At 57.3% G+C, this 25,660-nt stretch carries 20 protein-coding genes; 15 read left to right on the plus strand and 5 right to left on the minus strand.

Annotated features, from left to right (window positions below; genetic code table 11):
• The first annotated feature begins 181 nt into the window (after window positions 1-181).
• Window positions 182-4,597: a hypothetical protein gene (locus GDA65_07430; GenBank protein ID MBA5862523.1), complete on the plus strand. Its 4,416-nt coding sequence runs from the start codon at window positions 182-184 to the stop codon at window positions 4,595-4,597.
• A 231-nt stretch (window positions 4,598-4,828) separates the two neighbouring features.
• Here GDA65_07430 and GDA65_07435 read toward each other — a convergent pair whose 3' ends face one another.
• On the minus strand, window positions 4,829-6,178 hold the full coding sequence (locus tag GDA65_07435; GenBank protein MBA5862524.1) for a 2-dehydropantoate 2-reductase: 1,350 nt from the start codon (window positions 6,176-6,178) through the stop codon (window positions 4,829-4,831).
• A gap of 86 nt (window positions 6,179-6,264) precedes the next feature.
• Here GDA65_07435 and GDA65_07440 point away from each other — a divergent pair, with 86 nt between their 5' ends.
• A complete protein-coding gene (locus GDA65_07440; GenBank protein ID MBA5862525.1) occupies window positions 6,265-6,996 on the plus strand; it encodes an NAD-dependent protein deacylase in 732 nt (243 codons plus the stop codon).
• Here the strand turns inward: GDA65_07440 and GDA65_07445 are convergent.
• A complete protein-coding gene (locus GDA65_07445; GenBank protein ID MBA5862526.1) occupies window positions 6,982-7,707 on the minus strand; it encodes an HAD-IA family hydrolase in 726 nt (241 codons plus the stop codon). The genes GDA65_07440 and GDA65_07445 overlap by 15 nt on opposite strands.
• 213 nt (window positions 7,708-7,920) lie before the next feature.
• Here GDA65_07445 and GDA65_07450 point away from each other — a divergent pair, with 213 nt between their 5' ends.
• From GDA65_07450 to GDA65_07490, 9 genes are all read left to right on the plus strand, one after another.
• Entirely contained in the window at window positions 7,921-9,081 is a 1,161-nt protein-coding gene (locus GDA65_07450; GenBank protein ID MBA5862527.1) for a response regulator, read from the plus strand.
• 321 nt (window positions 9,082-9,402) lie between these two features.
• Window positions 9,403-12,153, plus strand: coding sequence for a valine--tRNA ligase (locus GDA65_07455; protein ID MBA5862528.1), 2,751 nt, complete (start codon window positions 9,403-9,405; stop codon window positions 12,151-12,153).
• Window positions 12,140-13,021, plus strand: coding sequence for a carboxylating nicotinate-nucleotide diphosphorylase (gene nadC / locus GDA65_07460; protein ID MBA5862529.1), 882 nt, complete (start codon window positions 12,140-12,142; stop codon window positions 13,019-13,021). The genes GDA65_07455 and nadC overlap by 14 nt, the downstream gene beginning before the upstream one ends.
• Entirely contained in the window at window positions 13,005-13,877 is an 873-nt protein-coding gene (locus tag GDA65_07465; GenBank protein ID MBA5862530.1) for a biotin--[acetyl-CoA-carboxylase] ligase, read from the plus strand. The genes nadC and GDA65_07465 overlap by 17 nt, the downstream gene beginning before the upstream one ends.
• Before the next feature lie 35 nt (window positions 13,878-13,912).
• The gene (locus GDA65_07470) at window positions 13,913-14,683 is read left to right on the plus strand and encodes a type III pantothenate kinase (protein MBA5862531.1); all 771 of its coding nucleotides are present in this window, start codon (window positions 13,913-13,915) and stop codon (window positions 14,681-14,683) included.
• A 138-nt stretch (window positions 14,684-14,821) separates the two neighbouring features.
• Window positions 14,822-15,385: a nucleotide exchange factor GrpE gene (grpE, locus tag GDA65_07475; GenBank protein MBA5862532.1), complete on the plus strand. Its 564-nt coding sequence runs from the start codon at window positions 14,822-14,824 to the stop codon at window positions 15,383-15,385.
• A gap of 88 nt (window positions 15,386-15,473) precedes the next feature.
• Window positions 15,474-17,396, plus strand: a complete 1,923-nt coding sequence (dnaK, locus tag GDA65_07480) for a molecular chaperone DnaK (protein ID MBA5862533.1) — start codon at window positions 15,474-15,476, stop codon at window positions 17,394-17,396.
• A gap of 81 nt (window positions 17,397-17,477) precedes the next feature.
• A complete protein-coding gene (gene dnaJ, locus GDA65_07485; protein MBA5862534.1) occupies window positions 17,478-18,590 on the plus strand; it encodes a molecular chaperone DnaJ in 1,113 nt (370 codons plus the stop codon).
• A gap of 35 nt (window positions 18,591-18,625) precedes the next feature.
• On the plus strand, window positions 18,626-19,366 hold the full coding sequence (locus tag GDA65_07490) for an RsmE family RNA methyltransferase (protein MBA5862535.1): 741 nt from the start codon (window positions 18,626-18,628) through the stop codon (window positions 19,364-19,366).
• A 23-nt stretch (window positions 19,367-19,389) separates the two neighbouring features.
• Here GDA65_07490 and GDA65_07495 read toward each other — a convergent pair whose 3' ends face one another.
• The 3 genes from GDA65_07495 to GDA65_07505 form a co-directional block, all read right to left on the minus strand.
• Window positions 19,390-20,358 (minus strand): hypothetical protein, encoded by a 969-nt coding sequence (locus tag GDA65_07495; protein MBA5862536.1) that lies wholly within the window; start codon window positions 20,356-20,358, stop codon window positions 19,390-19,392.
• Window positions 20,359-20,369: 11 nt separating this feature from the next.
• On the minus strand, window positions 20,370-22,043 hold the full coding sequence (locus GDA65_07500; protein ID MBA5862537.1) for a hypothetical protein: 1,674 nt from the start codon (window positions 22,041-22,043) through the stop codon (window positions 20,370-20,372).
• Between the two features lie 238 nt (window positions 22,044-22,281).
• A complete protein-coding gene (locus tag GDA65_07505; protein ID MBA5862538.1) occupies window positions 22,282-22,743 on the minus strand; it encodes a RidA family protein in 462 nt (153 codons plus the stop codon).
• A 246-nt stretch (window positions 22,744-22,989) separates the two neighbouring features.
• Here GDA65_07505 and GDA65_07510 point away from each other — a divergent pair, with 246 nt between their 5' ends.
• The 4 genes from GDA65_07510 to GDA65_07525 all read left to right on the plus strand — a co-directional run bounded on the left by GDA65_07510 (window position 22,990) and on the right by GDA65_07525 (window position 25,566).
• Window positions 22,990-23,271, plus strand: coding sequence for a hypothetical protein (locus tag GDA65_07510; protein ID MBA5862539.1), 282 nt, complete (start codon window positions 22,990-22,992; stop codon window positions 23,269-23,271).
• Window positions 23,272-23,273: 2 nt separating this feature from the next.
• On the plus strand, window positions 23,274-23,474 hold the full coding sequence (locus GDA65_07515; protein ID MBA5862540.1) for a hypothetical protein: 201 nt from the start codon (window positions 23,274-23,276) through the stop codon (window positions 23,472-23,474).
• Between the two features lie 262 nt (window positions 23,475-23,736).
• Window positions 23,737-24,096, plus strand: coding sequence for a hypothetical protein (locus tag GDA65_07520; GenBank protein ID MBA5862541.1), 360 nt, complete (start codon window positions 23,737-23,739; stop codon window positions 24,094-24,096).
• A 912-nt stretch (window positions 24,097-25,008) separates the two neighbouring features.
• Window positions 25,009-25,566 carry an N-acetyltransferase gene (locus GDA65_07525; protein ID MBA5862542.1) on the plus strand — a complete coding sequence of 186 codons (558 nt, stop codon included), beginning with the start codon at window positions 25,009-25,011 and terminating at the stop codon, window positions 25,564-25,566.
• Window positions 25,567-25,660 lie beyond the last annotated feature (94 nt).

The raw sequence follows: 25,660 nt of genomic DNA on the forward strand, positions 1-25,660 counted from the left end.
AAACCACAATTCAGCACCAGAAATATCTGGTGAGCATCCGCAACAATAGGCTCCACGCCACATCAGCAGAAAACGGCTTTCAACTTCTTCGAGCAAGCAACCCGGTGTACCCTTCGAGAGCATAGTTAGGGACTCAAGACGCTTTACTAGCTGCCCGCAACTAGAGAGCCAATAGTCCTTGATGGGCAACACCGGGGGTCGAACGATATGTGCGACCAGGCCGAAGATAGCCACCAACCTAACGGCGCTAGCACAACGTACCAGCGGTTCTTCTTTATGGAGGCATTCGATGCTTCAGGACCTAAGCACGGACACCCGAATTCAGTGCCAGCATCGCCACCTAGCCTTTCCTTGGGCAAAATACTTCACGGCTATTTCTTTTCTCATGTTTCTGCTCACGAGGAGCGTTATAACGCCCCTCGTCACGGATGCCGCCAGCCCTGATTCAGCTTCAGACTCCACTGCCTCAACACGATCAGAACTCCATGTCGTAGCCGTTTCTGATGGCCTCATGCCAAACGGAACAAAAAGGCCGTGGGGAGAGTCAAGTCGATTGCCTGCTGAAGTCCATGTGAACGTAACAGTTCTGGATGTTCCTGTTGATCTTTTTTTGGTGGCTTCTGCCTGGCCAGTCAACCCCACCTCTAAGCCAATCACATGGAAAATTCATGCAAGCCCTGGCGTCACTATTGCACGAGTAGTCATTAGTGGCGATGGGCTTCAATTCGTTGAAGGAGATATCCGCCGGGAGCAATGGACAGTAATCCCCAGCTCAAAAGAGCTAGAGTTACCACACACGCCAAAAAACCATAACATTTTCACCAAGAAAACGACCGACTTGTTTGGGACGGTTCCTGTCACGTACCAATTCTTTGAATATGGTGGGAACATCCTTGTTGATGGAATCACAACTCAGTGCGAGTACAGGTTTGGGCAAGACATAAATAGAGAGCTGGAGCAGAGGGAGTCTCCGCGAGCCCTTCCTGCTCTCGACACCTTATCGAGAAGCCCACAGGTCAAAGATCGGGAACAGGCTGCCATAGGATACCGGCTGCACTGCCAATCTGCCATACCACTCCTTTCACGATTAATTGAGGACCCGGCGCCCAGCGTACGCAAGCTAACCATTGAGACTCTTGCTTCGCTGAAAATTGGGACCGAGCGATTTGCTCCCGTACTGAAAGTGCTTGAAGATCCAGACAAGAGCGTTCGTATGACCGCGATGGATGCAGAACTATCAATGAGGGATCTGCGCGCATTACCAGCTCTCGTAAAGACTTTAAAACATGCTGACCGACGCTTTCGTCTTTCTGCATCACAAGCAGTAGTCGCACTTGCTCCCCAGATCTATTACCATAAATTTGGTATTACGCTTCGAGATGAAGACTTAGACTTTCGAAAAGATACTTTCAAAGCGTTCGTTCCAGACTTCATCGACGCGCTGGAAGATCAGAATCCAGAAATCAAGGTTAATATGGCACGGGCTCTGAGCACACTAGGTTCAGTTAGTGAAGCCGCAGCTCCTTCACTCGTGCGCTTGGTAACCCATGACGATATGGCAGTGAAGAACGCGGCAGCGTTAGCGTTACAAGGTATAGGCCTGACCTCGGTCGAGTCGGTTTTGGCTCTTGTTGACGCGAGAGAATCAGCAACGGATGAGCTCCGCAATGTAATCGACAAAGCCATTGAGGCGACAAACACCTCTGTAATGCCGCAGTTAGAGCGGCGACTACGAGCCGCTTCCTCAGACAGTGACCGCCTCCGTCTCGTCATAGGGGTTCGCTTAGTGGGACAATCGTACTCCCCACTCATTCCATCCTTACTGGAACTTTGCACTAGTGATTCTATGCGGATTGCCTCCGAAGCGGAATTAGCGCTTAGTATCGTGGGGCCTCCAGGAACAGATGAAATACAAACACTCCTACAGGCTCTCACTCACCCCAATAGCCGGATCAAAACACAAAGTCTGAAAGTATTGGCTCCATTGGGAGCACATGTGCCGGAGATCCCCCCTGCGGCGGCATCCCTAGTACAGGATAAAGATCCTGCTGTGCGCACAGAGGCACGCACCGCTCTAAAAAAGATGAAGGACAAGGGAGTAGATCATTTGGTGATTCGTTTGCTCCAGGCATCGGAACAAGACCAACCAGAATTTCTCAATGCCCTGGAGTCCATGGACAAGAACCGCATAAGAGATCGTGCCCAGGAAGTCGCACCCGTGCTGGGTGTTCTGCTTGGACATCGAGACCAACAAGTACGGGCGCAAGCGGCTTCGCTGTTACAAGAGATTGGCATATATGCCATGGAGCCGCTGATTATTCGCATATCCCAGTCGACTGGGAAGGAAGAAACTCAATTACGCGAAGCATTGCAATCTCTCGGCACGCCTCCCGTTGGCATCCTGAGGGATGTCATAACCAAAACAGATAATCCGGTGGTGGCCCGTCACGAGGCACTGACAATCCTGGAGTCGCTACGAGACAACGGCGAGAAATCCGCTGCGGATTCTTCCGTCGCATTGGTGATGTTGCTCAAGGATCAGGATGCCGGACTACGCTCTCGAGCAGCTCAGATATTGGGAAGCTTTGGCCCCTCTGCGTCCCATAGCATTCCGAGTCTAATTGAAAGCTTGAGAGATCCACAGGAAACGGTCCGACAAAGTGCCCTGGGAGCATTAAAGCGGATAGGAAATGAAGCCCTTCCCTTGTTGATCGAAGCAGTGGAGCACGGAGACGCTGCGATCCAACTTTCGGCAATTCGAGCAATTGTAGAAATCAATTGGGAACGCGTGCATGGGCCGGAGAAGCGGCAATTCCAAAAGGTATTGCACGCCATCTTGGAAGACCGTGATCCCGAAATACGTTTTTATGCCGCTGTCGCCATGGCCCGCCTGCACGTGCCAGACCCTCAGGCCATCAGCATCCTGGCGAATGCGTTGTCTGCAAACGCCCCCATGATGCGACTGCAGTCTGTTCGGGCATTAGGAAAGATTACGCCGGCAGCGGTACCTGCAAAAGATCGTCTGGTTACGTTAGCTCAAACGGATGAGTCGAAGGATGTGAGAATAGAGGCCGTTGCCGTACTGGACCGAATGGCGCTGTTTACTGAACCTCCATTAGCAGCAACCATGGAGGCCCCAGACGGCTGTCGCTCTATGACACGATCCAACTTAGCGCTCTCTCTTCGAGACGCCCATGCCAAAGCGCTGGCGCTGTACATGCAAACAGGCCATGCCGAGGATGCCATGCGCATGTTAGTTAGCGCATGCGTCCATCAAGCCGGTTTCTTCCAGCAGGATGATCGCTCAAAAGGGCTTTCCAAGGTTGAGTATGCCACCATACTGAACGACTTCGCCTTTTTTGAACTCGAATACTACAAGAACCTACCCCTCGAAAAGCAGCCCCTCAGCCGAGCCGTGCTAGGCGATGCGATTGCTCAGCTGACCGCAATACTTGACCTGCTTCCACGCCGGGCTGTTGCACATTTAAATCTCAACGAAGCCCTGTTACTCCATACCCAATTTCTAGAGATCGACAGGTTGATCCAACATTACAAACACTACAAGCAGTTTTCGAAGCGATCTTTCGATGCTACAGGTGAATGGCTACTGTCACTTTCTCCGAATACCGATGTCTGCCATTTTGCGGTGGCTCTCCGAAACAAGGGTCATCTAATGAATGCCTCTGCCATCACTGACAGGGGATTTATTGACATAGACAATGATGGCCTACTCGACCGAGTCACAGCCAACCGTAAAACACCGACCGAGGTAGCTTCGCTCACTATTTTATACGGCGACCCGGATAAACAGGATGAACCAAGTGAATCGCTTGAGGGAGATTACCTCCCTCAGCCAGATGTGTATGGATCAAGCAACCTTCTGGTTCTTGGTTTCAAGCAGAAGTACTACGTTCTTCATTACACCGACACCTCTCATGGTGTCGTGCTGACTCACCTCGGAGAACACGACGATCAAGGAGAGAAAGTGATCTGCGAATTCGCCAATACCGCCACCGTGTCTCTGCCTAAAGAGATCGACAAAAACATGGCACAGCTCGGCAAAGACCTCTTACGCAACACGATCGCATTTAGCGCGGCGCAACAAAGCTACCAGGTCTTGAGTAACGTGCCGGCAAAGCTCGAGCAGAACCTTCCTACAGAAAGAACGTTCAGAGGCACCGGCACCCTTTTATGGGCTGGGCAGATCGACATTGACAACGATGGAAAACCGGAGGCGATGGCTTCAGTGCGTTTTTACGATTCGCATGGCATACCATTCGACCTTTTCGTGAAATGGGATCCGCTTTCGGTAAGCGTTTCAGACGATTGGGTAAATCGTTTCTTAATGGAACAAGCCAGGGCGGGGTTCACCTTGCGGCTGTTTACCTGGAAAGGGACGACCTATCTCGAGAAAAGAGCGGACATGAACACAGTCTTTGCCCATGAGATTCTCCGACTTAGCGCGAATAAGGCCGACACCGTCCTGGCATTCGACATTCAACTTCAAAGCCAATTTTCTAGATACGGCAAACATCCGAAGCGAACGGCAGGGAATCATCCTGCCCCTGTCAAGGTCATCGCAAATATCCCGCGATAGTGGTTAACATCTGGAGAAGTAGATACTGCAAAATGATTAATGCAAACGATCATACCAGCCGCCTGGATGAATGCATCCTCCGCATACGCGGCGATCACCCATGCCCGAGCGCCACCATGACTTCAACATCCGGCCCCCAGACCGATCGAGCCGTTCAAACAACTGCCTGGAAGCCATGAGTCAGATTACTAGCGCCGACTACACTGATACGAACCAGTTGGCTCGCTTAGATCAAGGCGTCGGTGGACAGATTACTTGCCTGGTGTCACGCCCCGGCCCTTTGGTGATCTCCATCCGCGCAACACCTTTCACATTCGCACAAAGATCGCCCAAGCCAGGCGTCACCAGACGATAGGGCCCGCCCTTGGCGTCCGGGAGCGGTTGCCCATCGAGCTCATACAAGAGGAGCCCGAAGTCACGGGCTTGTTGCAGCGTGAGGGTCGCGGCATACTTGCCGTCGACGGAATGAAAGGTCACATGGTCGGCATCCACCGCAAGCGCCGGGATGTCTAAGATACCCTTCACCCGAATCGCGCGGCCCCTCATGGACGGCATGACCTCACTGATATCGTCCACGCGTTGCTCCTGTGGCAATTGCCCAAGTGCTGTTCTGGTCAATGAAACCGGCTGGACGACGGCACCGTCGATACGCACAACGCCCGGCCCCGATAACTCTTTCTCGGTAATCGTCTTCACCATCGCCGTCAGCGCTTCGTTGACCGGCGTCGGAATGCCCAATTCCCGCCCCACCCGTACAATGTAGCCGTTCAGATAGTCGATCTCCGTCGGGCGCTTGGCCTTCCAATCGTCATACATCGACGTGTGGATGTCGCGAAGCTCTTGCGTCCACTTCACCACCTTCTCGGCCATGTCGAGCGCCAACGGCACCTTCACCGCCGCTGAGACCGCCGCCACTTCGCCGACAATCTGCCGGATCACGCCGGCCATTTCAGGATGATCAAGCGCCTTCGCCACCTTGTCGTCGATGACCACCGTGAGAGGGTTGAAAACACAATTCCAGCACATCTTTTCCCATTTGCTTTTCCGGATATCGTCACTGAGTTGGCAGGAAATTCCCGCCTGCTTGAAGACCTCGGCAATCTGGGATAGACGTTCGCTCTTGTGCCCCATCAGTTCCCCGATCGCGACCCCGCCGCGCTTGTAGTGTTCAATGACGCCGGGTTCGACGATCTTCGAATAGATAAAGGCCACCCCGCCGACCACGCAATCCCGGTGAAGGCGAGCAATAATTCTATCCTCGGTATCGATGCCGTTTTGCAGCGTGAGGATGACCGTGTGATCTGTCAGCACCGGTTCCAACTGCGCCATGACCTCGTCGAGATCGTAGGCCTTTACGGCCAGGATGATGAGATCGGGTGTCGCAAGCTCTCGGGGATTGGAGGCGGCCGGCGGGTGGACGGTGAAATTTCCCTTGGCGCTCTTGATTATCAGCCCATTCCGCTTCACGGCCTCGAGAGTCCGGGGCCGAAGGAGAAATGAGACATTGGGATTGTGCTTGGCAAGATGCGCCCCAAAGAACCCCCCGACGGAACCAGCCCCGACCACCATGATCTGCTTCATGAGATGCCTCACTCATTGCGTTCAAAAGATGCGTACTATAGCATGCAGCCGCGCGCCTGAAACAGTAGCCAACCGCGAGCGACGTCATGGGAACCGGATCCACACTTGCCTTGGTGAGAGACAAGCTTTCGGCTGCGCGGTCTGTCACCGTGCTGACCGGCGCAGGAATCTCCGCCGACAGCGGCGTGCCGACCTTTCGCGGCGCCGACGGGCTTTGGCGGCACTATCGCGCGGAGGATCTCGCCACACCGGAGGCCTTTGCGCGTGACCCGCGACTGGTCTGGGAATGGTACAACTGGCGCCGGGAACTCATCGCCACCAAGCGCCCCAATGCCGCGCACGAGGCAGTTGCCTCGATGGAGCAGCGGTTCGATCACTTCTGGCTCATCACGCAAAATGTGGACGGGTTACATCGCGACGCCGGCTCGCGGCATCTCTCAGAGATTCACGGCAATATCTGGAAGGTCCGCTGCACCGCCTGTCACCGCATCGTCGAAAACCGGGATGTCCCGCTCGCCATTCTGCCCCTCTGCCGATCCTGTGGCGGGCTGCTTCGCCCGCACATTGTCTGGTTCGGGGAATCACTTGAGGAAGAGGATCTGGAGAGAAGTGCCGCCGCGCTGCAAACCAGTGACGTGTGTCTGATTGTCGGTACATCGGGGCTGGTTTATCCGGCGGCGGGATTTGGCGCCATGGCTAAGCAGGCCGGCGCGTTTATCGTGGAGATCAATCTCGATTCGACGCCGCATTCGAGTCTGGCCGACGCCACCCTGCAGGGACGCGCGCGCGACCTCGTGCCCTTGTTACTGGAGACGTGACAACAGCGGCAGCAGTTCGTTGAGGGTGGCAATCGTCGTTTCGCTCGATGCACTTGGCGGCGTGCCTCTTGCCAGTAGCACACCCGTCAGCCCGACAGCGACCGCACCCTTCACATCATCACGCTCGCTATCGCCCACATGCAGCGCGTCTTCCGGATCCACCGCATGTTTGTCCAACGCCTGCTCGAAAATGCGGGCGGAGGGTTTGGCGGCATGGGCCAGGCTGGAAATCGTGATTGTATCAAAGAGGTCAGCAATCCCGAGTCCCCGCAGCACGGAAAACAGCCGCGAATCGAAATTGGAAATGATCCCCAACTCGTATCCCTGATCTTTGAGCTGCTTCAGCACATCCAGCGTTTCCGGAAACAGCCGCCAGGACTCCGCCTGCGCAAACCGTGCAAACACTTCCTCGAAAAACTCATCGAACCCCTCGAACATGCCGACGCGGTAAAACACATTGTGAACGATATCGAACCACCACAAGCGTTCCGATTGCTTGATCGCGGGAGGCTCCGTGGCGGCGAACACCGGCGGCGGCGCATCGCGAAATGAGCGGGCGAACGCGGCTTTGATCGCGGCTAAAGAGTCAGGCGTTCTGCGGAAGCCATGGCGTTCCGCATGCTGAAGATAAATCTCCGCCACGGACCCTTGAACGTGAAAGAGGGTATCGGCGGCGTCGAAAAAGACAACCTGAATGCGGCTCTGGCTCATCGTGCGAACTCACTCCTCATGTGCAGACTCTCCTGACCGGCCACACAGCGACCGGGTGGCCGGATTGTATCAGGATGCACAAAACCTCCGCCAGCGCTGTTCGCACGACGCCTCACACCTGCATCGTCACAACCAGTGAGATTCGGCGTTTTCTTTGACAGTTCCCAGACCCTTTGTTAGCTTCGCCTCAGTGGGTAGAGCGAGGTGTTTCTGATGGGGTCCACCATTTTTGTCATCGACAGCAGTCCCGCCGTGCATCGCATGGTGGAGCAACTTTCCATCCCGGATGGCCATACGATCATAGGATTTCACGATGGGCCTTCGGCGCTTGAAGCCGCCCGGTCGCAAAGTCCTGCGTTGATCATCGCCGACTATCATCTGGAAAAGATCACCTTCTCGGGCTTCTGCAAGGAAATCGGGCGCCAGGACAATCTGGCCGAGACGCTGATCGTCTCCATAGTGGATGCCGCCGACCGCCTGGACGAAAGCAAATTGCGCTCGCTCGGTGTCCGCGCATTCCTGAAAAAGCCGTTTCAACGTGAACAGCTTCTCGAGACGATCAACACCATCCTGACCGGCACAGTGGGACGTCCCATCGCAAAACCGGCGAAAGCGCGCACGTGGCCTCCGGTCTCGACGGGAACCGACGACGAGGATGAGCAGGAGTCGCCGCTACAGACAGCCGCCGAGGAAGCCCCTCGCCATGAGAGGGAGAAGGAACAGGCCACCATGTCCCCATCATCGACCCAGCCGGTATCGGCCTCCACTTCGTCTTCGTCCAGGTCCAAGGGCGAAGAGCTGCTGAAAGACCTGGTTGATCACCTGTTACACTCGACTACGGTTCAGGCCGACAAAACCATCGCCAATCTCCTCCCTGCAACCATTGCCAAAGAAGTCGCCGGACAGCTCGGAACCGCATTGAGCAAAGCCGTGCGGGCGGAAGTGAGCAAACAGGTCTCCGATGCGCTCGAACCGGAACGCTTGCAGACCAGCTTGCGCACCATGATTCAAGAGGAGCTGAAACGTCAGTCTCAGGCACAACTGGCGGGTGTGGAAGCGACGGTCCGGGAGGCGGTCACTGAGCTGGCGCCCGCACTCGTGGAGCAAGCGGCAAACAAACGACTCGGCGAGCTCACGGACAACGGCATCCAACAACACCTGCCGCATGCCCTGCAGGCTCACCTGGACATGATCACCCAGTTGGTCAAAAAAGAAGTCGAGCACGTGGCCGCGAACTGTGCGCGACAGGCGGCCGAGGAGATTGTGCGGGAAATGGCGAAAGACCCGATCCTGCAGGCGGTGCAACGGATCGTTCCTGACGTGGCGGAAACGCAGATCCGGGCAGAGATCACACGATTGAGCTCACCCGACTAACGCCTCGAGGCGTTACCCTCGCTTCACCTTTTTTGCCGCTGCACGGCGGGTCTTGGCCAGTGCCTTTACGCGCGCGACATTCTTCCGGTGCTTCTTCCGAACTTTCCGATCCTTCTCACGTCCCCTCGGCATAGTCTCTCCTTCAACGGTAAACCGGCGCACTGGCCGGCGAGTTCACTCGACATCGACTGAACCGCCGGATGTATATCACAGGGCTTCACTCCGCTACAACCTTTTGCGCCGTCACGGATGTCCGATCGTTACCTTGAGAGCCCCAGCAACACATGGTAAGATGCGCCCGCGCCGCAGCGTGCGCGCCTTATGTCCACCCCGCAACTCGACAAAACCTACAGTCCGCACGACGTCGAAACCCGCTGGTACCAGCGCTGGATCGACGCCGGCTTGTTTCACGCCGATCCTGCTCACAGCGGGCAACCCTATTCCATGGTGATCCCTCCGCCAAACGTCACGGGCTCTCTGCACGTCGGGCACGCTCTGAATAACACCTTGCAAGACATCCTGATCCGCTGGCGCCGCATGCAAGGCCGTAACGTGCTCTGGATGCCCGGGACAGACCATGCCGGCATTGCGACACAGAATGTCGTCGAGCGGCAATTGCAGGCTGAAGGCACGTCGCGGGAGGCACTTGGTCGGGAAGAATTTCTCAAGCGCGTCTGGAACTGGAAGGAAAAATCCGGCGGGACCATCATCGGCCAGCTCAAGAAGCTCGGGGCGTCCTGCGATTGGCAGCGGGAACGGTTCACGATGGACCCCGGTCTGTCCGAAGCGGTCCGCGAGGTCTTCGTTCGCTTACACCAGGACGGCTTGTTGTATCGCGGTGAACGGCTAATCAATTGGTGCCCGCGCTGCCTGACCGCCCTCTCAGACATCGAAGTCGAACACGAAGAGATCACCGGGAAGCTCTATACGATTCGGTATCCGCTGGCGGACGATCCTTCGCAGTTTCTCCTTGTCGCCACGACCCGTCCCGAGACCCTGTTCGGCGACACGGCGGTGGCCGTGCACCCGGAAGACGAGCGTTTCCGTCATCTGATTGGAAAGCAGGTGCGACTGCCGTTGACGAGTCGGGCGATCCCGATCGTAGGTGATTCGATCCTGGTTGATCGCGAGTTCGGCACCGGCGCCGTCAAGATCACGCCCGCCCACGACTTTAACGACTTCGAGGCGGGTCTGCGGCACGAACTGAAACGGATCAAGATCCTCGATCTCCATGCCCACCTTCGATTGGCTGGCTCCTTGACCGATCCCGCCGTCGCGGAGGCGGTTGAGGATCTTCCCGTGGCGAAGGCGCGTCCGAAGATCGAACAGTTTCTCACCGAGCAGGGGTTCCTGGAAAAATCCGAACCCCACAAGATGGCGCTCGGCAAATGTTATCGCTGCAAGACGGTGGTTGAACCGTTCTTGTCCGATCAATGGTTCGTGAAGATCAAGCCGCTGGCCGAGCCGGCGATACAGGTCGTTGAAGATGGCCGCGTGCGAATCATCCCCGAGGCCTGGAAGAACAACTATCTCGGCTGGATGCGGGACATTAAGGACTGGTGCGTCTCGCGGCAGATTTGGTGGGGACACCAGATCCCCGCCTGGTACTGCGAAACCTGCTATGGGACGCCGTTCTTGCGCCGCAGTTCTGACGGTGCGCCGCTCATCCCTTCGAATGCCGTCGCAATCGTGGCGAAGACACAGCCGGACGCCTGTCCGCAGGGTCACCGCGGCGCTCTCGTCCAGGACCCCGATGTGCTGGATACCTGGTTTTCGTCTGCCCTCTGGCCCTTCTCCACCCTGGGATGGCCCAAACAGACGCCGGAGTTGAAGACGTTTTATCCGACCTCGACACTCGTGACCGGCCTCGACATTCTCTTCTTCTGGGTTGCACGCATGCTCATGATGGGGTTGAAGTTCATGGGCGACGTGCCGTTCCGCGATGTCTACATCCACGCGCTGGTTCGCGATGCGGAAGGCCAGAAGATGAGCAAGTCGAAAGGCAACGTGATCGACCCGCTGCATGTGATGGACCAATACGGCACAGACGCATTGCGCTTCACCCTGGCGGCTATGGCGTCCCCCGGGCGCGACGTGAAGCTGGCCGAAGAACGGATCGAGGGCTATCGCAACTTTACGAACAAAATCTGGAACGCCGCCCGGTTTCTCCTCATGCACCTGGGCGGCGAACGCCGCGACGTCCCGCCCGCGCAACGATCGTTCCCTGACCGCTGGATTCTCAGTCGCCTGAATGTCGCCATCAACACGATCACCCACGAATTGGAGCAGTATCGGTTCGACCGCGCATCCAGTGCGATTTATCAATTCATCTGGCACGAGTACTGCGACAAGTACATCGAGATGGTGAAGCCCGCGCTGAAGGATCCCCATTCGGAACAGGCGAAGACTACGCGGCAGACCTTGGCCGAAACGTTCGAGACCATGATGCGGTTGCTGCATCCCTTCATGCCGTTCATTACAGAGGAAATCTGGCAGACGCTCCCGCATGACGGCATCAGCATCGTCCGCAGGCCCTTTCCAGCCACCAGAGAAGAGTGGGCGTCACAGGAAATCGAGCAGGAGTTCACCCTGCTGGAAGAATGTCGAGCGCTGATGAATCAGGAGCGGGCGATCCTTGGATATCCCGCAGGCAAACGGCTCCATTTCAAGGTACACGGGAAAACCGACTTCGCTCATTCCGCCTTTGAAAAACACCAAGCGCTTATAGAATATATGGAAAATGTGGAGCACCTCTCGATCAGCGGCGGCGCCGACATTGCCGCGCCACACCTCCTCACGCTGACAAGCGGCTCAACCGAGGTGGGCACGAGCATGGAGGGAGCCGACCTTCACAAAGCGAAGGACAACGTGAGCAAACAAATCGCAGCGCTGCAAAAAGAAGTCTCGCGCACTCAGCAAAAATTGAGCAACCCCGACTTTGTCGCGAAAGCGCCGCCCGAGGTCCTGACCGACCACCATGACCGGCTCGCACGTGAATCGCGCATGATCGAGCTGCTCCAACAGGCGCTGGGCCAGATCACCCTTGAACAGGCACCCCATCAAGCCTCTTAGTCTCCACGCCATTCGGAGCGCCGTGCAACTGGCGCTGGTCGAAGACCTCGCCTCTGGCGACGTCACCACCGGCGCGTTGTTCCCAACCGCGCTTCAAGCGACGGCGACTATCGTCGCCCATCAGGCAATGACGGTTGCCGGCGTGGCCGTCGCCCGCGAAGTGTTTCTGGCGGTCGATCCATCCCTACGCATCACCACAAGCATGAAGGACGGACGCGCCGTGAAACCGAACACTACGGTACTCGCGGTTCGAGGCGATGTCCGTTCGCTGCTGATGGCCGAACGCGTCGCCGTCAATTTTCTCCAGCAGCTCTCCGGCATCGCCACGCTCACCGCACAGTTTTGCGCTGCGGTTCGCGGGTATCCAACTAGGATACTGGATACACGCAAGACCACTCCGGGGCTACGAGCCCTCGAAAAATGGGCGGTGCAGTTGGGAGGCGGCAAGAATCACCGGTTCTCGCTGGGCGACGGCGTGCTGATCAAGGACAATCACCTCGCCATCCTGCGTTCGACAGGCATCGACGTGGCAGAAGCCTGCCGCCTGGCGCGTGCCAATGCCCCTCATGGCTTGCGCATCGAAGTGGAAGCGAAGACCTTGCAGGAAGTGAAAGACGCCATAGCGGGCAAGGCCGACATCATTCTGCTCGACAACATGTCCCACGCCATGGTGCGACAAGCCGTAGCCCTCATCAAGGAACGCGCCCTGGTGGAAGTCTCGGGCGGTATGACCCTGCAGACGGTCGCCGCCATGGCCCGGGCCGGCGCGGATTTCATTTCGGTCGGCGCCCTGACCCATTCGGCTCCCGCAGCCAACCTCAGCATGGATCTCTCCGTACAGCGAGGACGCCGTGGGCGCTCCCGTTAACGATCCGCCCGGCACCGACCGACTGGACATGGACCGCCTGCAGGCCACCCTGCAAACCCGCGCCTTCGGCAGAGTCCTGCACTACACACCGTCCACCGCCTCTACCAACGCTGACGCGCTCGCCTATCTGCAACAATCGGCAGCACCGCCCGATCCACACGGAATGGTCATCCTGACCGACTATCAGACGGCTGGTCGAGGACGACGCGGACGAACATGGCACTCACCGCCGCAGGGCAATCTGTATTTCTCGGTCATCGTGGTGCCTCGAACAGGTTCCACACGCATGACTCCTTGGCTGACATGGGTTCCCCTGTTGTCTGCCCTCGCGGGGGCCGATGGCCTCTCTGATCAGACAGGACTTCCAGTCTCCGTCAAATGGCCGAATGATCTGTTACTCCACGACAAAAAGATCGGAGGCATTCTCTGTGAGCAGACCATAACCCCAATTAGGACGGTACCCATCGTCATCGGCATCGGCCTCAACATCAATGCGGCACTCGACAAGTTCCCGGACGAGCTTCGATCAGGTGCCACAACCCTCGCGGCAGAAGCTGGACGACAGTTTGATCGTGTGGCACTTCTGGCCAACCTCCTGCTTCGGCTCGAGCAACGAATGGATCGCCTTTTCCTCGACGGCCCGCGCAGCATGGCCGAAGAATTCACGCAGCGCTGCTCGACACTCGGCAGAACCGTCCGGGTCACACTCGAAGAAAAGGGGGTGGTAGAGGGGATCGCTGAGTCTATTGGTCCTGATGGATGTCTCCGCCTGCGGATGAGATCGAACAACTCCCCGACCCTCTCCCCGACATTGTTGGAGGTCAGAAGCGCCGAGGTCGTCCATCTGCGGGGGTGAAATCCGGGGTCTGCATGAGTTAGAGTGACAGCACGATGCTGTTGGCAATCGACATCGGGAACACGAACGTGGTCTGCGGCCTCTTCAAAGGGTCAGCCTTGCAGGGGCATTGGCGCCTGGCCACCGAATCCCGACGAACCGACAACGAATACGGCATCCTGCTGCTGAATTTGCTCCAGAATGCGGGCTTTACTCCCGATCAGATCACCGGCTGCATCCTGTCCAGCGTCGTACCAGCGCTAACCGCGACCTTCGACTCACTGGTACAGACCTATTTTCACAAGACCCCGGTGATCGTCGGTCCGGAAACCGACTCCGGATTGACCCTGCGCTACGCCAATCCCAAGGAAATCGGCAGCGACCGCATCGTCAATGCTGCCGCCGCCCATGCGCGCTACCACGCCGACCTGATTATTGTGGACTTCGGCACCGCCACCACCTTCTGTGCGGTCACAAAATCGGCGGAGTATCTCGGCGGCGTCATTGCCCCGGGGCTGGGGATCTCCGCGGATGCGCTGTTTTCCCGTACCGCAAAGCTTCCCAAGGTTGAAATCATCCGGCCCAAAACCGTTATCGGTAAGGATACGATCGGAGGCATTCAGAGCGGCCTCCTGTTCGGCTATGTGGGGCTGGTCGATGGCATTGTCCGGCGCATGGAACGGGAACTCGGCCGCTCCTCCATTGTCGTGGCGACCGGCGGCCTGGCGACCGTGATTGCACAGGAGACCGAAACGATTCAGGAAGTCCTTCCTTTCCTGACCCTCGAAGGCTTGGAACTGCTGTACCACCGAAATCGCCTCGCATAGGCCGGCTTTTCGCCGAGCGCTGATACATCATCCCTGCTAAAAACGCTGAGGGACCTGAAAAAAACGACGATTTCTTTTTATTCCCCGTTGACTTCGATTCTCCGGTGGCTATCTCCCTGACCAGCAAAGGTGTAACCAATGTCTGAAGACGAGAAGAATATTCACAGTATCGACAACTTAGACAACGTAAATGGTTCCGACGAGCCGTCTTCGGCCACGATTGAGGGTGAGAGCGAATTACAGCAGGCGCTGGAGGCTAAGACCGACGAATGCAAGGCCGCCAACGAAAAGTATCTGCGACTCGCAGCCGAGTTCGACAATTATAAGCGTCTCGCTCAGCGCGACCAGCGGGAACAAATCAAATTCGGCAACGAACAGATTCTCAAAGAACTCCTCCCCGTCGTTGACAATCTAGAGCGGGCAATCAAATCAGCCAAAGGGGCTGGTTCCCTCGATGCGCTCACGGAAGGCGTCGAGCTGACGCTCAAGCAGCTTGTCGGTGCCCTGACCAAGTTCGGCGTCAAAGCCGTTGAGAGCGTCGGACAGACCTTTGATCCGTCCACTCAGCAGGCGGTCGCACAGGTCCCGTCAGACACGGTCCCTGAAAATCATGTTGTGGAAGAGTATCAAAAAGGGTATCTCCTCCAGGACCGTATCCTCCGGGCCGCCATGGTGACGGTATCGACCGGGGCGGCGAACTAAGACCGTCCCTACGCACGCAGCACAGGTTTCGCGAGAACAGCTGACACAATCGTTCACGTATTGATATTTTTTGCGAAGGAGCCAACCCATGGGCAAAGTTATCGGAATCGACCTCGGCACGACGAACTCCTGCGTCGCCATCATGAGCGGTGGAGACCCGGTTGTCATCGCCAATGCGGAAGGAAGTCGCACCACTCCATCGGTGGTGGGTATCACGGACAAGAATGAGCGCCTGGTGGGACAGATCGCCAAGCGGCAAGCCATTACGAATCCCGAAAATACCATCTTCTCCGTGAAGCGGTTGATGGGGCGCAAATTCAAGAGCAAAGAAGTCCAGGAAGCCATGAAGCGGCTCCCCTACAAGGTGGTGGAGGCGGACAACGGCGACGCGCACGTTGAGTTGCGTGGCAAACGCTATAGCCCGCCGGAAGTCTCCGCCATGATTCTTCAGAAAATGCGGCAGACGGCAGAAGACTACCTGGGCGAAAAGGTCACGGAAGCCGTGGTCACGGTTCCGGCCTATTTCGATGACAGCCAGCGGCAGGCGACCAAGGACGCAGGGCAGATCGCTGGCTTGAATGTCCTCCGCATCATCAATGAACCGACCGCAGCCTCGCTCGCTTACGGCCTCGACAAGAAAAAAGATGAACGCATCGCCGTATACGACCTGGGCGGCGGCACCTTCGACGTGTCCGTCCTTGAAATCGGCGACGGTGTATTTGAAGTGAAATCCACGAACGGCGACACCTATCTCGGTGGCGACGACTTCGATGAACGCGTCATGGACTGGCTCGTTGAGGAGTTCAAGAAAGATCAGGGTATCGATCTTCGCAAGGACCGTATGGCGCTCCAACGCTTGAAGGAAGCGGCCGAGCGGGCAAAGATTGAACTGTCATCCTCTCAGGAAAGCGAAATCAACCTGCCGTTCATCACGGCGGACGCCAGCGGTCCGAAGCACATGGTCACCAAGCTGACCCGTGCGAAATTGGAGCAGCTGGTTGGCGATCTCATTCAGAAAACGATCGAACCCTGCCGCAAGGCGCTGGCCGACGCCGGAGTGAGCGCCAAGGATATTCAGGAAGTCGTCCTGGTCGGCGGCATGACCCGTATGCCGAAAGTCATTCAGGTCGTGAAGGACTTTTTCGGGAAAGAGCCCCATCGCGGCGTGAACCCGGATGAAGTCGTGGCCATCGGAGCCGGTGTTCAGGGCGGTGTGCTGAAGGGCGAGGTCAAGGACGTGCTGCTGCTGGACGTGACACCGTTGTCGCTCGGCATTGAAACCCTCGGCGGCGTCTTTACCAAACTGATCGAGCGCAACACCACGATTCCGACGAAGAAGAGCCAGGTGTTCTCGACGGCGGCTGACAATCAAACCGCCGTGACCATCCGGGTCTTCCAGGGCGAACGTGAAATGGCCAACGACAACAAGCTGCTGGGGCAGTTTGACCTGGTTGGTATTCCTCCTGCCCCGCGCGGCATGCCGCAGGTGGAGGTCTCCTTCGATATCGATGCCAACGGCATCGTCCACGTTGCCGCCAAAGATCTGGCGACGCAGAAGGAACAATCCATCAAGATTACGGCGTCCAGCGGACTCAGCAAGGAGGAAGTGGACAAGCTGGTCAAGGACGCGCAGTCTCATACTGAAGACGACAAGAAGCGCCGTCGAGCCGCCGAAGCCCGTAATCAGGCGGACTCCCTGCTGTACAGCACCGAAAAGAACCTGACCGAGCATGGCGATAAGATCGGTGAAGACGACAAGACCAAGATCACCGAAGCCATTGCGGGACTCCGCAAGGCCATGGAAGGGGATGATCCCGCCGCCATCGAATCGGCGACCCAAACGCTGACCACGGCTTCTCATAAGCTGGCTGAGGAAATGTACAAAAAGGCCTCAGCTGCCGCTGGTCCCGCCGACGCCGGGGCTTCAGCCGGAGACGGTGGCGCGCAGGCCAAGACCGATGAAAAGGTCGTGGACGCCGAATTCGAAGAAGTCGACAAGGAAAAGAAGTAAGCTTCTCACTGTATGCAGGGCCGGGCTTCACGGATGGTGAGGCCCGGTCTTGTTGCACCTTAGAACGGGTAACCCTCTTCCGTGGCTAAACGCGATTATTACGAAACGCTTGGCATCGAACGGACCGCGACCGACGACGAAGTCAAAAAGGCCTTCAGAAAACTCGCTCGCCAACATCACCCCGATCTCCATTCGTCTCCCGAACAGAAAAAATCGGCTGAAGAAAAGTTCAAAGAGCTGAACGAAGCCTACGAAGTCATCAGTGACCAGGAGAAACGGCGTCGGTACGATACCTTCGGTCATGCGGGAGGCCCGCAGGGCGCCGAGGGATTTGATTTCGGCGGACAGGGCGGATTCGGCGATATCTTCAACGACATTTTTGAAGATTTTTTCGGCCAGCCTCGCGGCCGTGCGCGCGCGGAGCGCGGGAATGACCTGCAGTACAATCTCGAAGTGACGTTTGAAGAGTCGGTGTTCGGAAAGGAAGCCAAACTCAAAATTCCTCGTTGGGAAACCTGCGCGGACTGCAAAGGAACCGGCGCGAAATCCGCGACCGCCATCAAGATGTGTCCTGCCTGCAAAGGACAAGGACAACTGCGCTTCCAACAAGGTTTTTTCAGTGTCAGCCGCCCCTGCGGTCAGTGCGAAGGCGTCGGACAAATCATCACCGAACCCTGCCAAATCTGCGGCGGGCGCCAGCGCATCCGCAAGGAGCGCATGCTGTCGGTCAACATTCCTGGCGGGATCGAAACCGGCATGCGCCTGCGTCTCGCCAATGAAGGCGAGCATGGCGTGCAAGGAGGCCCGCAGGGCGATCTGTATGTCGCCGTGACGGTCAAACCCCATCCCCACTTCCGCCGCGAAGGACAGGATATTGCCTGTGATCTTCCGATCAATCTGGTGACGGCGATCCTGGGCGGCCGCGTCGAAGTGCCCACGCTCAAGGGCAACACCTATATGAAAATTCCCGCAGGCACACAACCCGAGAAAGTCTTGCGGCTCAAGGGACTCGGGTTTCCGAACCTCAAGGGCGGCCATACCGGAGACCAATTGTTTAATGTGAAAGTGGAGATCCCCACCAAACTCAGCTCGAGGCAGAAAGAACTGCTCGAAGAATTCGCGAAGGAAAGCGGCTACACGAAAGACAGCGAGGGTGAAGGCTTCCTAGACAAGATGAAGACATTTTTCGAATAGACCGAGCATCTGCCCCTCCTGATCCGCCGACCGCCATGCCGGCATTTTTTATCTCCTCAGCCGATATCCACGGAACTACACTCACCCTCACCGGTGAACTCTGCCATCATCTGCGTGCCAGCTTACGCGTGAAGCCCGGTGAGGTCCTGCGATTGACCGATGAGCACCGTCAGCGGTATCAGGTGCGCGTGAGCGCCGTGGCTCCGCAGGCGTTAACAGCAGAGATTCTCGACTCTCGTCCAGGACCGGTCGATGCCTGGCCAAGCCTGTTCCTCGCGCAGGCTCTGCTCAAAGGCGATCATATGGATTGGGTCGTGCAGAAGGCGAGCGAATTGGGCGTGCGCACGATTCTGCCGCTCATCTCACATCACAGCATCGTACGCCCGCAACCCGGAAGAGTCGCCGCCCAAGTGGCTCGCTGGCAGCGCATCGCCACTGAAGCCGCACAACAATCGGAACAATGGCAGCCTCCGCTGGTTTTGGAACCAATGGAGTCGCGCCGATTTTTCTCCGGCCCTGCGACGGCCTGTGCACTCTTGTTGGCCGAGCGTCAGCAAACAACGGGATTGGCACAGGTTCCCCTGCCGACGCTTCCAACCGAAACTGTGACGTTACTGATCGGACCTGAAGGGGGCTGGGCGGAGGAAGAACTCGCTCAGGCCATGGAGGAACAACGCTGTCAGACCGTGAGTCTGGGTCAGCACATCCTGCGAGCGGACACCGCGGCCGTGACGGCATTAAGTATCGTACAGAGTCGACTGGGACGACTGGGTTAGAGGAGCAGAGGCGCGGCGAGCAGTTACTTCTTCCCTGCGCTGATTGAAATAATAGTCCCTCCCTCACCGGCTGCCCATCCGGCCGTCGCGCGAGGGAAAGTGAGAGCCATGAGAGACCGTTTCACAGGACTGGTTTCTTCCACCCAATTATACCCCGCATCACTAGTTCGCAGAATCTGACCACGCTCCCCGACAATCCACCCCTGCTGCGCATCCGTGAACCGGACACGGATGAGGTCCGTGAGTTTGTGACACGTCCTTCCGCAAGGCAAGGTGCGATCAACCCAGTGGGTTCCCCCGTCGGTCGTTTGAAATAACGCACCGGCGTTGCCGACGGCCCAGCCGTTGATGTCATCGGCGAAGGCGACATCAAAAAATGTGGCCGAACTTTGACTCACTTGCGTGACCCAATTTTTTCCGCCATCCGCCGTGGTCAAAATCGTACCCAATGCTCCCACGACGGCGCCGCGCTGTTCGCTGGTCATCGCAATGGCATACAGTGCCGCGCTGGTGCCGCTCGCTTGATCGGTCCAGTTCTCTCCGCCGTCAGCGGTCTGCAAAATGGTGCCGTTTCCACCGACCATCCAGCCCTGTTCCGGGGACGAAAAGGCAATCCCATAGAGAGGCGCCTGAGTGGACACCACGACGACGCTCCAGGTTTCACCGCCGTCTTTGCTCGTCCTCACCGTGCCGTTCGCCCCCACAACCCAGCCGCGCTGCGCATCACGAAAATACACGGCGGTCAGGAGAGCACTCGTGCCACTGGAAACTTTTTTCCACTTGTGGCCGCCGTCGGTGGTTTTCAGGATCGTCCCGCCTGAGCCGACAGCCCAACCGAGTTGCTGGTCGTGAAAAAACACCCCCAACAGCGTCGCCTCGGATCCACTCTTCTGCATCGCCACGGTGGCGGGGACCTGAGGAGAAGCGGCGTTCACGGTGCCGACACACAACAGGATCAGGAGCGAACAGAACAGGAGAGACAACGTACGCAAGGTAACAGGCCTCAATGAAAATGAGAGTTGTTAGGGTTGGGATTTCGCCAAAAACTGGCATCAGGGAGTCCCGACGGTTGAATCGTAAAGGTACCGGCCTCCAACGTCAGCCATTTTTTTGGCGTACAACAGGATCCATCCGGCAGCAAATCCCAAGACCCGCGCCGCACCACCAGCGGCCCCGAAGTCAGGTCCGGATTGAATTCGCCGAGTTTTCCAACTCCATACGAATGACGATGCGGAATGCGGACCTTGATTTCTGTGTCCGTCCAGGATTGGACAATCGCTCCGACCCCGTTGAATAGGACTTCGGTACGCGACACATTTTCGCCTAACTCCGGAGCCACTCGGGCATACACGCTGTCCGTAATGACCTTGCTCGGCTCTGCGGTCTTCAAAAACTTGCCGAACCCGCTCCCCTTGATGGTCACCAGTTCATCGAGCCCCCCCGTGTTCGGGCTATACGAATCAATCTTTGGCGTGACAAGCGTAAAATTGCCGACTTGTGTCTCCAGCACCTGTTTATCAGCACAGCAGGTGCCGTCCGACTTCGGCCTGTTGGCGGCGCGTTTCACCACCACCTGGCCACTCTTTGCGCTGAAGGGCACCCACACATCAATGCGGTCATGACCCCATCGATAGACGATCGCCTGCACGCCGCCGATCTCGACGGTGTTTTCGCTCAACGAAAAGTCGATATAGTTAAAGGGCGTAGACCCGGCCTCCGAATAAAACCCGAAATTCTCTCCCGTAATTTTCAACAACGTGCCAATAGGCGCTTCAGTCGGAGTCAGCGCCGTGGCCTTCGGTGTCTGCACGGTGTACGTCCCGACGTCCCGTTCCTGCCCATTGCGTTTCATCACAACCGGGCCGGTTTGGGCATCGAGCGGCACATGCACGACGACGGTTGTATCCGTCCACTGCGACACCGTCGCCAGATGGCCGCCAAAGAGCACGCCATCCTCAGGATTTCTGGTCGTCCCGAACCCCTTGCCGAAGATCACCACTTTTGTTCCGACCGGTCCACTGGTGGGATCGACCCGCACCAACGCCAGCATCTTCAGCGGCATCGAATTGCTCACCACCTGTTTGACCGGAGCGCAGCACGACCCGTCCGGCAATGGATCAGAAGACGCCATGCGAATCACCACATCTCCCGACTGCACATTGCCCGGCAGTTCCACTTCAATCTTCTCATTACGCCACTTGCGGACGCGCACTGTCACATCGCCCACAGCCACACTATTGACGCCAAAAATCGTGTTCGGATCGCGAGGGCCGGCGGTGTTGCCGAAATGTTCTCCGATAATCTCCAGAATCGAGCCTGGCTCGGCTTCAGCCGGCGAGACTGATTGAATGACGGGTTGCAGCCGTGTGAAAGAGCCGGCCTTCACGTGCTTTTTTCCGATGATGACATCGACCGGTCCATTGGCAGCCTGTGACGGTACACGCACCTCGATCAGATCCGAATCCCACCGCTGAATCAGCGCAGGCACGCCCTGAAACGTCACCTGATTGAATCGGGTCGATTTGAACGGACCGAACCCTTTGCCCGTGATCGACACCGTGGCGCCAGGCACCGCGGCATTGGGATGCAGAGCCGGTGGTTCAGCCTTGGCGGCCATGGAATCGACGGAATTCGCCAAGAAGGCCAAGCTGACAATGGCACAAATTATATAGTTCATGGGAGTCACTCCCTACCGATGCCCTCTGAATAAGCCTGTCGAGCAGGCGGGCGAGGATGAATGATGGTACGCCAGATAAAACGCCCCGCACGTGGCACAAAAACCCCACGCCACTGAGGCAACGAAGCCGGATGGGGGGTGTGGCATCAAACCAAGGGACTTCCGGACTATAACAAGCGGATTTTTTTGAAGTCAAGGCAAGCGACGGCTGTAGGAAGGCAACAGATCAACAGGTGAATCAGGCTCGCACGTGCACCAATAATTCCAGTTCGATAGCGGCATGCAGCGGTAATTCGGCCGCGCCCAGTGCCACTCGCGCATGGCGCCCCGCCTCTCCGAAAATCTGCACCAGCAGATCTGACGCGCCATTGATCACGGCAGGCTGCTGCACAAATCCCTCGGCCGACGCGACATGCCCCACGACTCGCACAATACGCTGCACACGATCCAACGACCCGAGTTCCTGCTTCACGACCGCCAAGGCATTGAGGAGCGCCAGCCTTGCCGCTTCGGCGCCTCGTTCCACCGTCACGTCTTGCCCTAGCTTGCCCGTAATCGCCACCTGCCCGTCGCGAAACGGCAAGATGCCGCTTAGATACAGCAGATCACCAACCAGCACCGACGGAACGTAACTCGCGACCGGCTTCGGCGGAGCCGGGAGGGTGAGACCGAGACTGTTGAGTTTCTCGTCAATCGACACGGTTAGAGCCTTTCTTGTTCACACACTCCACCGACAGTCACGCAGGCGAGAGTCGGCCGTCTTAATTTCCAAGCCTATATCAAATCTCGGACAATGAGCTGTACGTATACGCCATCCAGAGGCCACTGGGCAAGATGAGCCGATCCGGCATGCATCAAAAGAACGAGCGAAGACATGGGGCACATCGACAGCAAATCTGATCCTATGCTATATATTGCCTATATATCCAAGCTGAGGGAGGCTACCATGCCGTCCACGATGGTCCAAGTCCCCATCCTTATGAGCCCCGGCCAAAAACGCCGGCTGGCGCAAAAGGCGAAAGCCGCCAATCTCACCATGGCAGAACTGCTTCGCGAAGGAGGCGAGCGGTACGTTCCAGCCGATAATCCGGCGCTCTTGGATCACATGGCCAAGCAAGTCATCCGGGAGACGAAAAAAACCATTCGCGCCATCGACAAAACCCTCGCCCTTGTGGCGGAGTCGGAAGCGCGCATGCTCGCCCTCTCCAAGACCCGCAAGAAGGGGTGACGATGGGACTCACCGAGCGCGTGTGGGATGCCTTCGCCAACACCATCAAGCTGAACGACAAGGTGGAGCAACTCAACACCACAGTCGCCAAGCAGCAGTCGCATATTGAAGACCTGACCGCCCGTGTGATTCGACTCGAAGCCGCGCTGGAATTTGCCCTCCATGCGCAACGCTCCCGGCGTCTGCCTAAACCACCCCGTTAGTCCTCAGCCGGATCACACCGGCCCACTGCGAGATTAGTCCCGTGTCATCCGCGCACACGCCGCCGCCGCACGTCGTAAAAAACCCCGCCCCTGAGTCACGCGCACCAGCTCCCCCCTCAGATGCGTGAGTTCCTCGCTGCTGAACTTCAAGGAAGACGAATATTGACTCATTCGTTCATCGAAGAGTACCTTGAGCGAACTTCATCGAACAAGCAGGAAAAGATGGGACATGTTCTACACGAACGGAGAAAGGAGTGCGTGGATGAAACACCTGGTATGTGCGTTGGCAATTCTAGCTGCGAGTCTTTTGGTAGACGTGAATACTTCTCATGCTGCGAGTCTTTCCGGGAAGTGGATTACGAGTAACGGAGCGGAAGTAGAATGTTCTGAGACCGAATGTAAGATTACAAAAGGAAAAGAGGTCAAAGGGCGAGGCAACACGACTGGTGAAACGATTATCAAGGATTTTGACGGAAAGGAAGGGAAGGGAACGGCCAAGTTGCAGATGATCGCGAAGCGCAAGTGGGTCGACGCGACGGTTGAGGTTGGCGAGGACACGCTGACGCTAAAGATGGGGAAGGGCAAAAAGGGCAAGGAAATAGCTTGGAAGCGCGCCAAATAACCAGTCATGCTCTGAGCGTATCTGATCTGTCCCTCTAGCAGGATGCGGAAAAAGTCCACCAGCGGCGTTCTCGCATCATTCAGCGGCTCAACGTACGACAAGAGTACGATTCGCCGCTTCACTCGCTGCGGCCTTGCTGGATGGCCTTGTTGCGCATCCTGCCTACTATCCTGATACCAACACGCCACGTGAGCTGATCGCGGCGTAGCGTGCAAAAAATGAGTTTTTCCGCAGCCTGCTAGATGTTTCCACAGCGTGGAGAAGCTTCAGAGCTGTTTACGCTGAAACCGATGGGGACTCGTTGCCCTAGCCCATCTTATTCATGAGCACTTCTGCGGCACTCGCCTTATTCACGACGAACCGTCACGAATAAGGCGGGCTGGGGCGGGAATGCCTGAATGGCCTTCTACGCGTTACTGACGTTCATGCCATTTCTTTCGACGATTCGACGTTACCAGCGCATGTGGTCGTTTAAGGCCGGGTGACGTTGCGACCGAAGCAGGGACCGTCAGCCCACAAAACGCCAAGCCTTGCAGGGACAGTGCGACGATCGTTGATTCTGGGGCCAATGCGCAGACCGCTTTTTAGACCGGAGGCCAACAGAACCTCATGTCCATGGGAGATTTCGATGCCCAGGCTGGACATCGAAATCTCCAGCTAAGAATGGAATTGCCCCTGCGTCTGCCGGCAGCGTTCGCCTCCAGGAGGAAGCCTGGGTGGATGAGCGGACGAGCCGCGCGGTGCGAGGCGGTGTTTCCGGCAGGGAACGAATCGTAAGTCGGCGCTCGCTGAACCTGTTCAGCCGACCAGGCTTGCCTCGTTTCCCGCCATTGTGTTTTTGCGCCAATCGCCTCCGTGGCGGAGGAAAGGGAAGCGCCTGCGCAGTCCAGCGTGACGCTAGAAAAAATGAGCATGACATTCAGACGAGCTGTGTTGGAGGACGTCCCTGCCATACTCACGGTTCAGGCGGCGAATTTCGGTGGCAATCTGAACGATGCAGAGCGGCAGGACGGGTTTTTGTCGGTCGAGTTTACCCGCGAGCAACTCGAGGAGATGGCGGACAATGTGGGAATCGTCGTGGCGAGTGATGGCGCCCGTCTGGCCGGCTACCTGTGCGCCTCTTCATGCGAATTCAACCGGCCATTCCCTCTGCTCGCTGCTATGATGCAACAGCTTGACGGGATCGACTATGGTGGCCGGCCTCTCGCCTCCTCTCGCCTGTTTATCTATGGGCCTGTCTGCATCGATCGCCCGTATCGCGGCTGCGGACTCCTGCGCGGACTCTACACAACGTTGAAGAGCGAAGTGGCCAGGCGGTACAACGTCGGCGTGGCCTTCGTCGCCTATGATAATCCGCATTCGCTCCGTGCCCACGTGGTTGGGCTCGGCATGGATCTGGTGGGAGAGTTTATCTTCTCCGGGAAGCGGCACCACATTCTGGCGTTTGCCGTGCCGGAGGAACTGACGTAAAGGTCCGACAGCCAAGGCCTATGGAGTCGGCTCTCGAAGCAAGCCGCATCTGAAGCAATGACAGGCCGTTCAGGCCGAATGGAGGAAGGAGCCG

Source organism: Nitrospira sp. CR1.1, assembly GCA_014055465.1.
GTDB lineage: Bacteria > Nitrospirota > Nitrospiria > Nitrospirales > Nitrospiraceae > Nitrospira_A.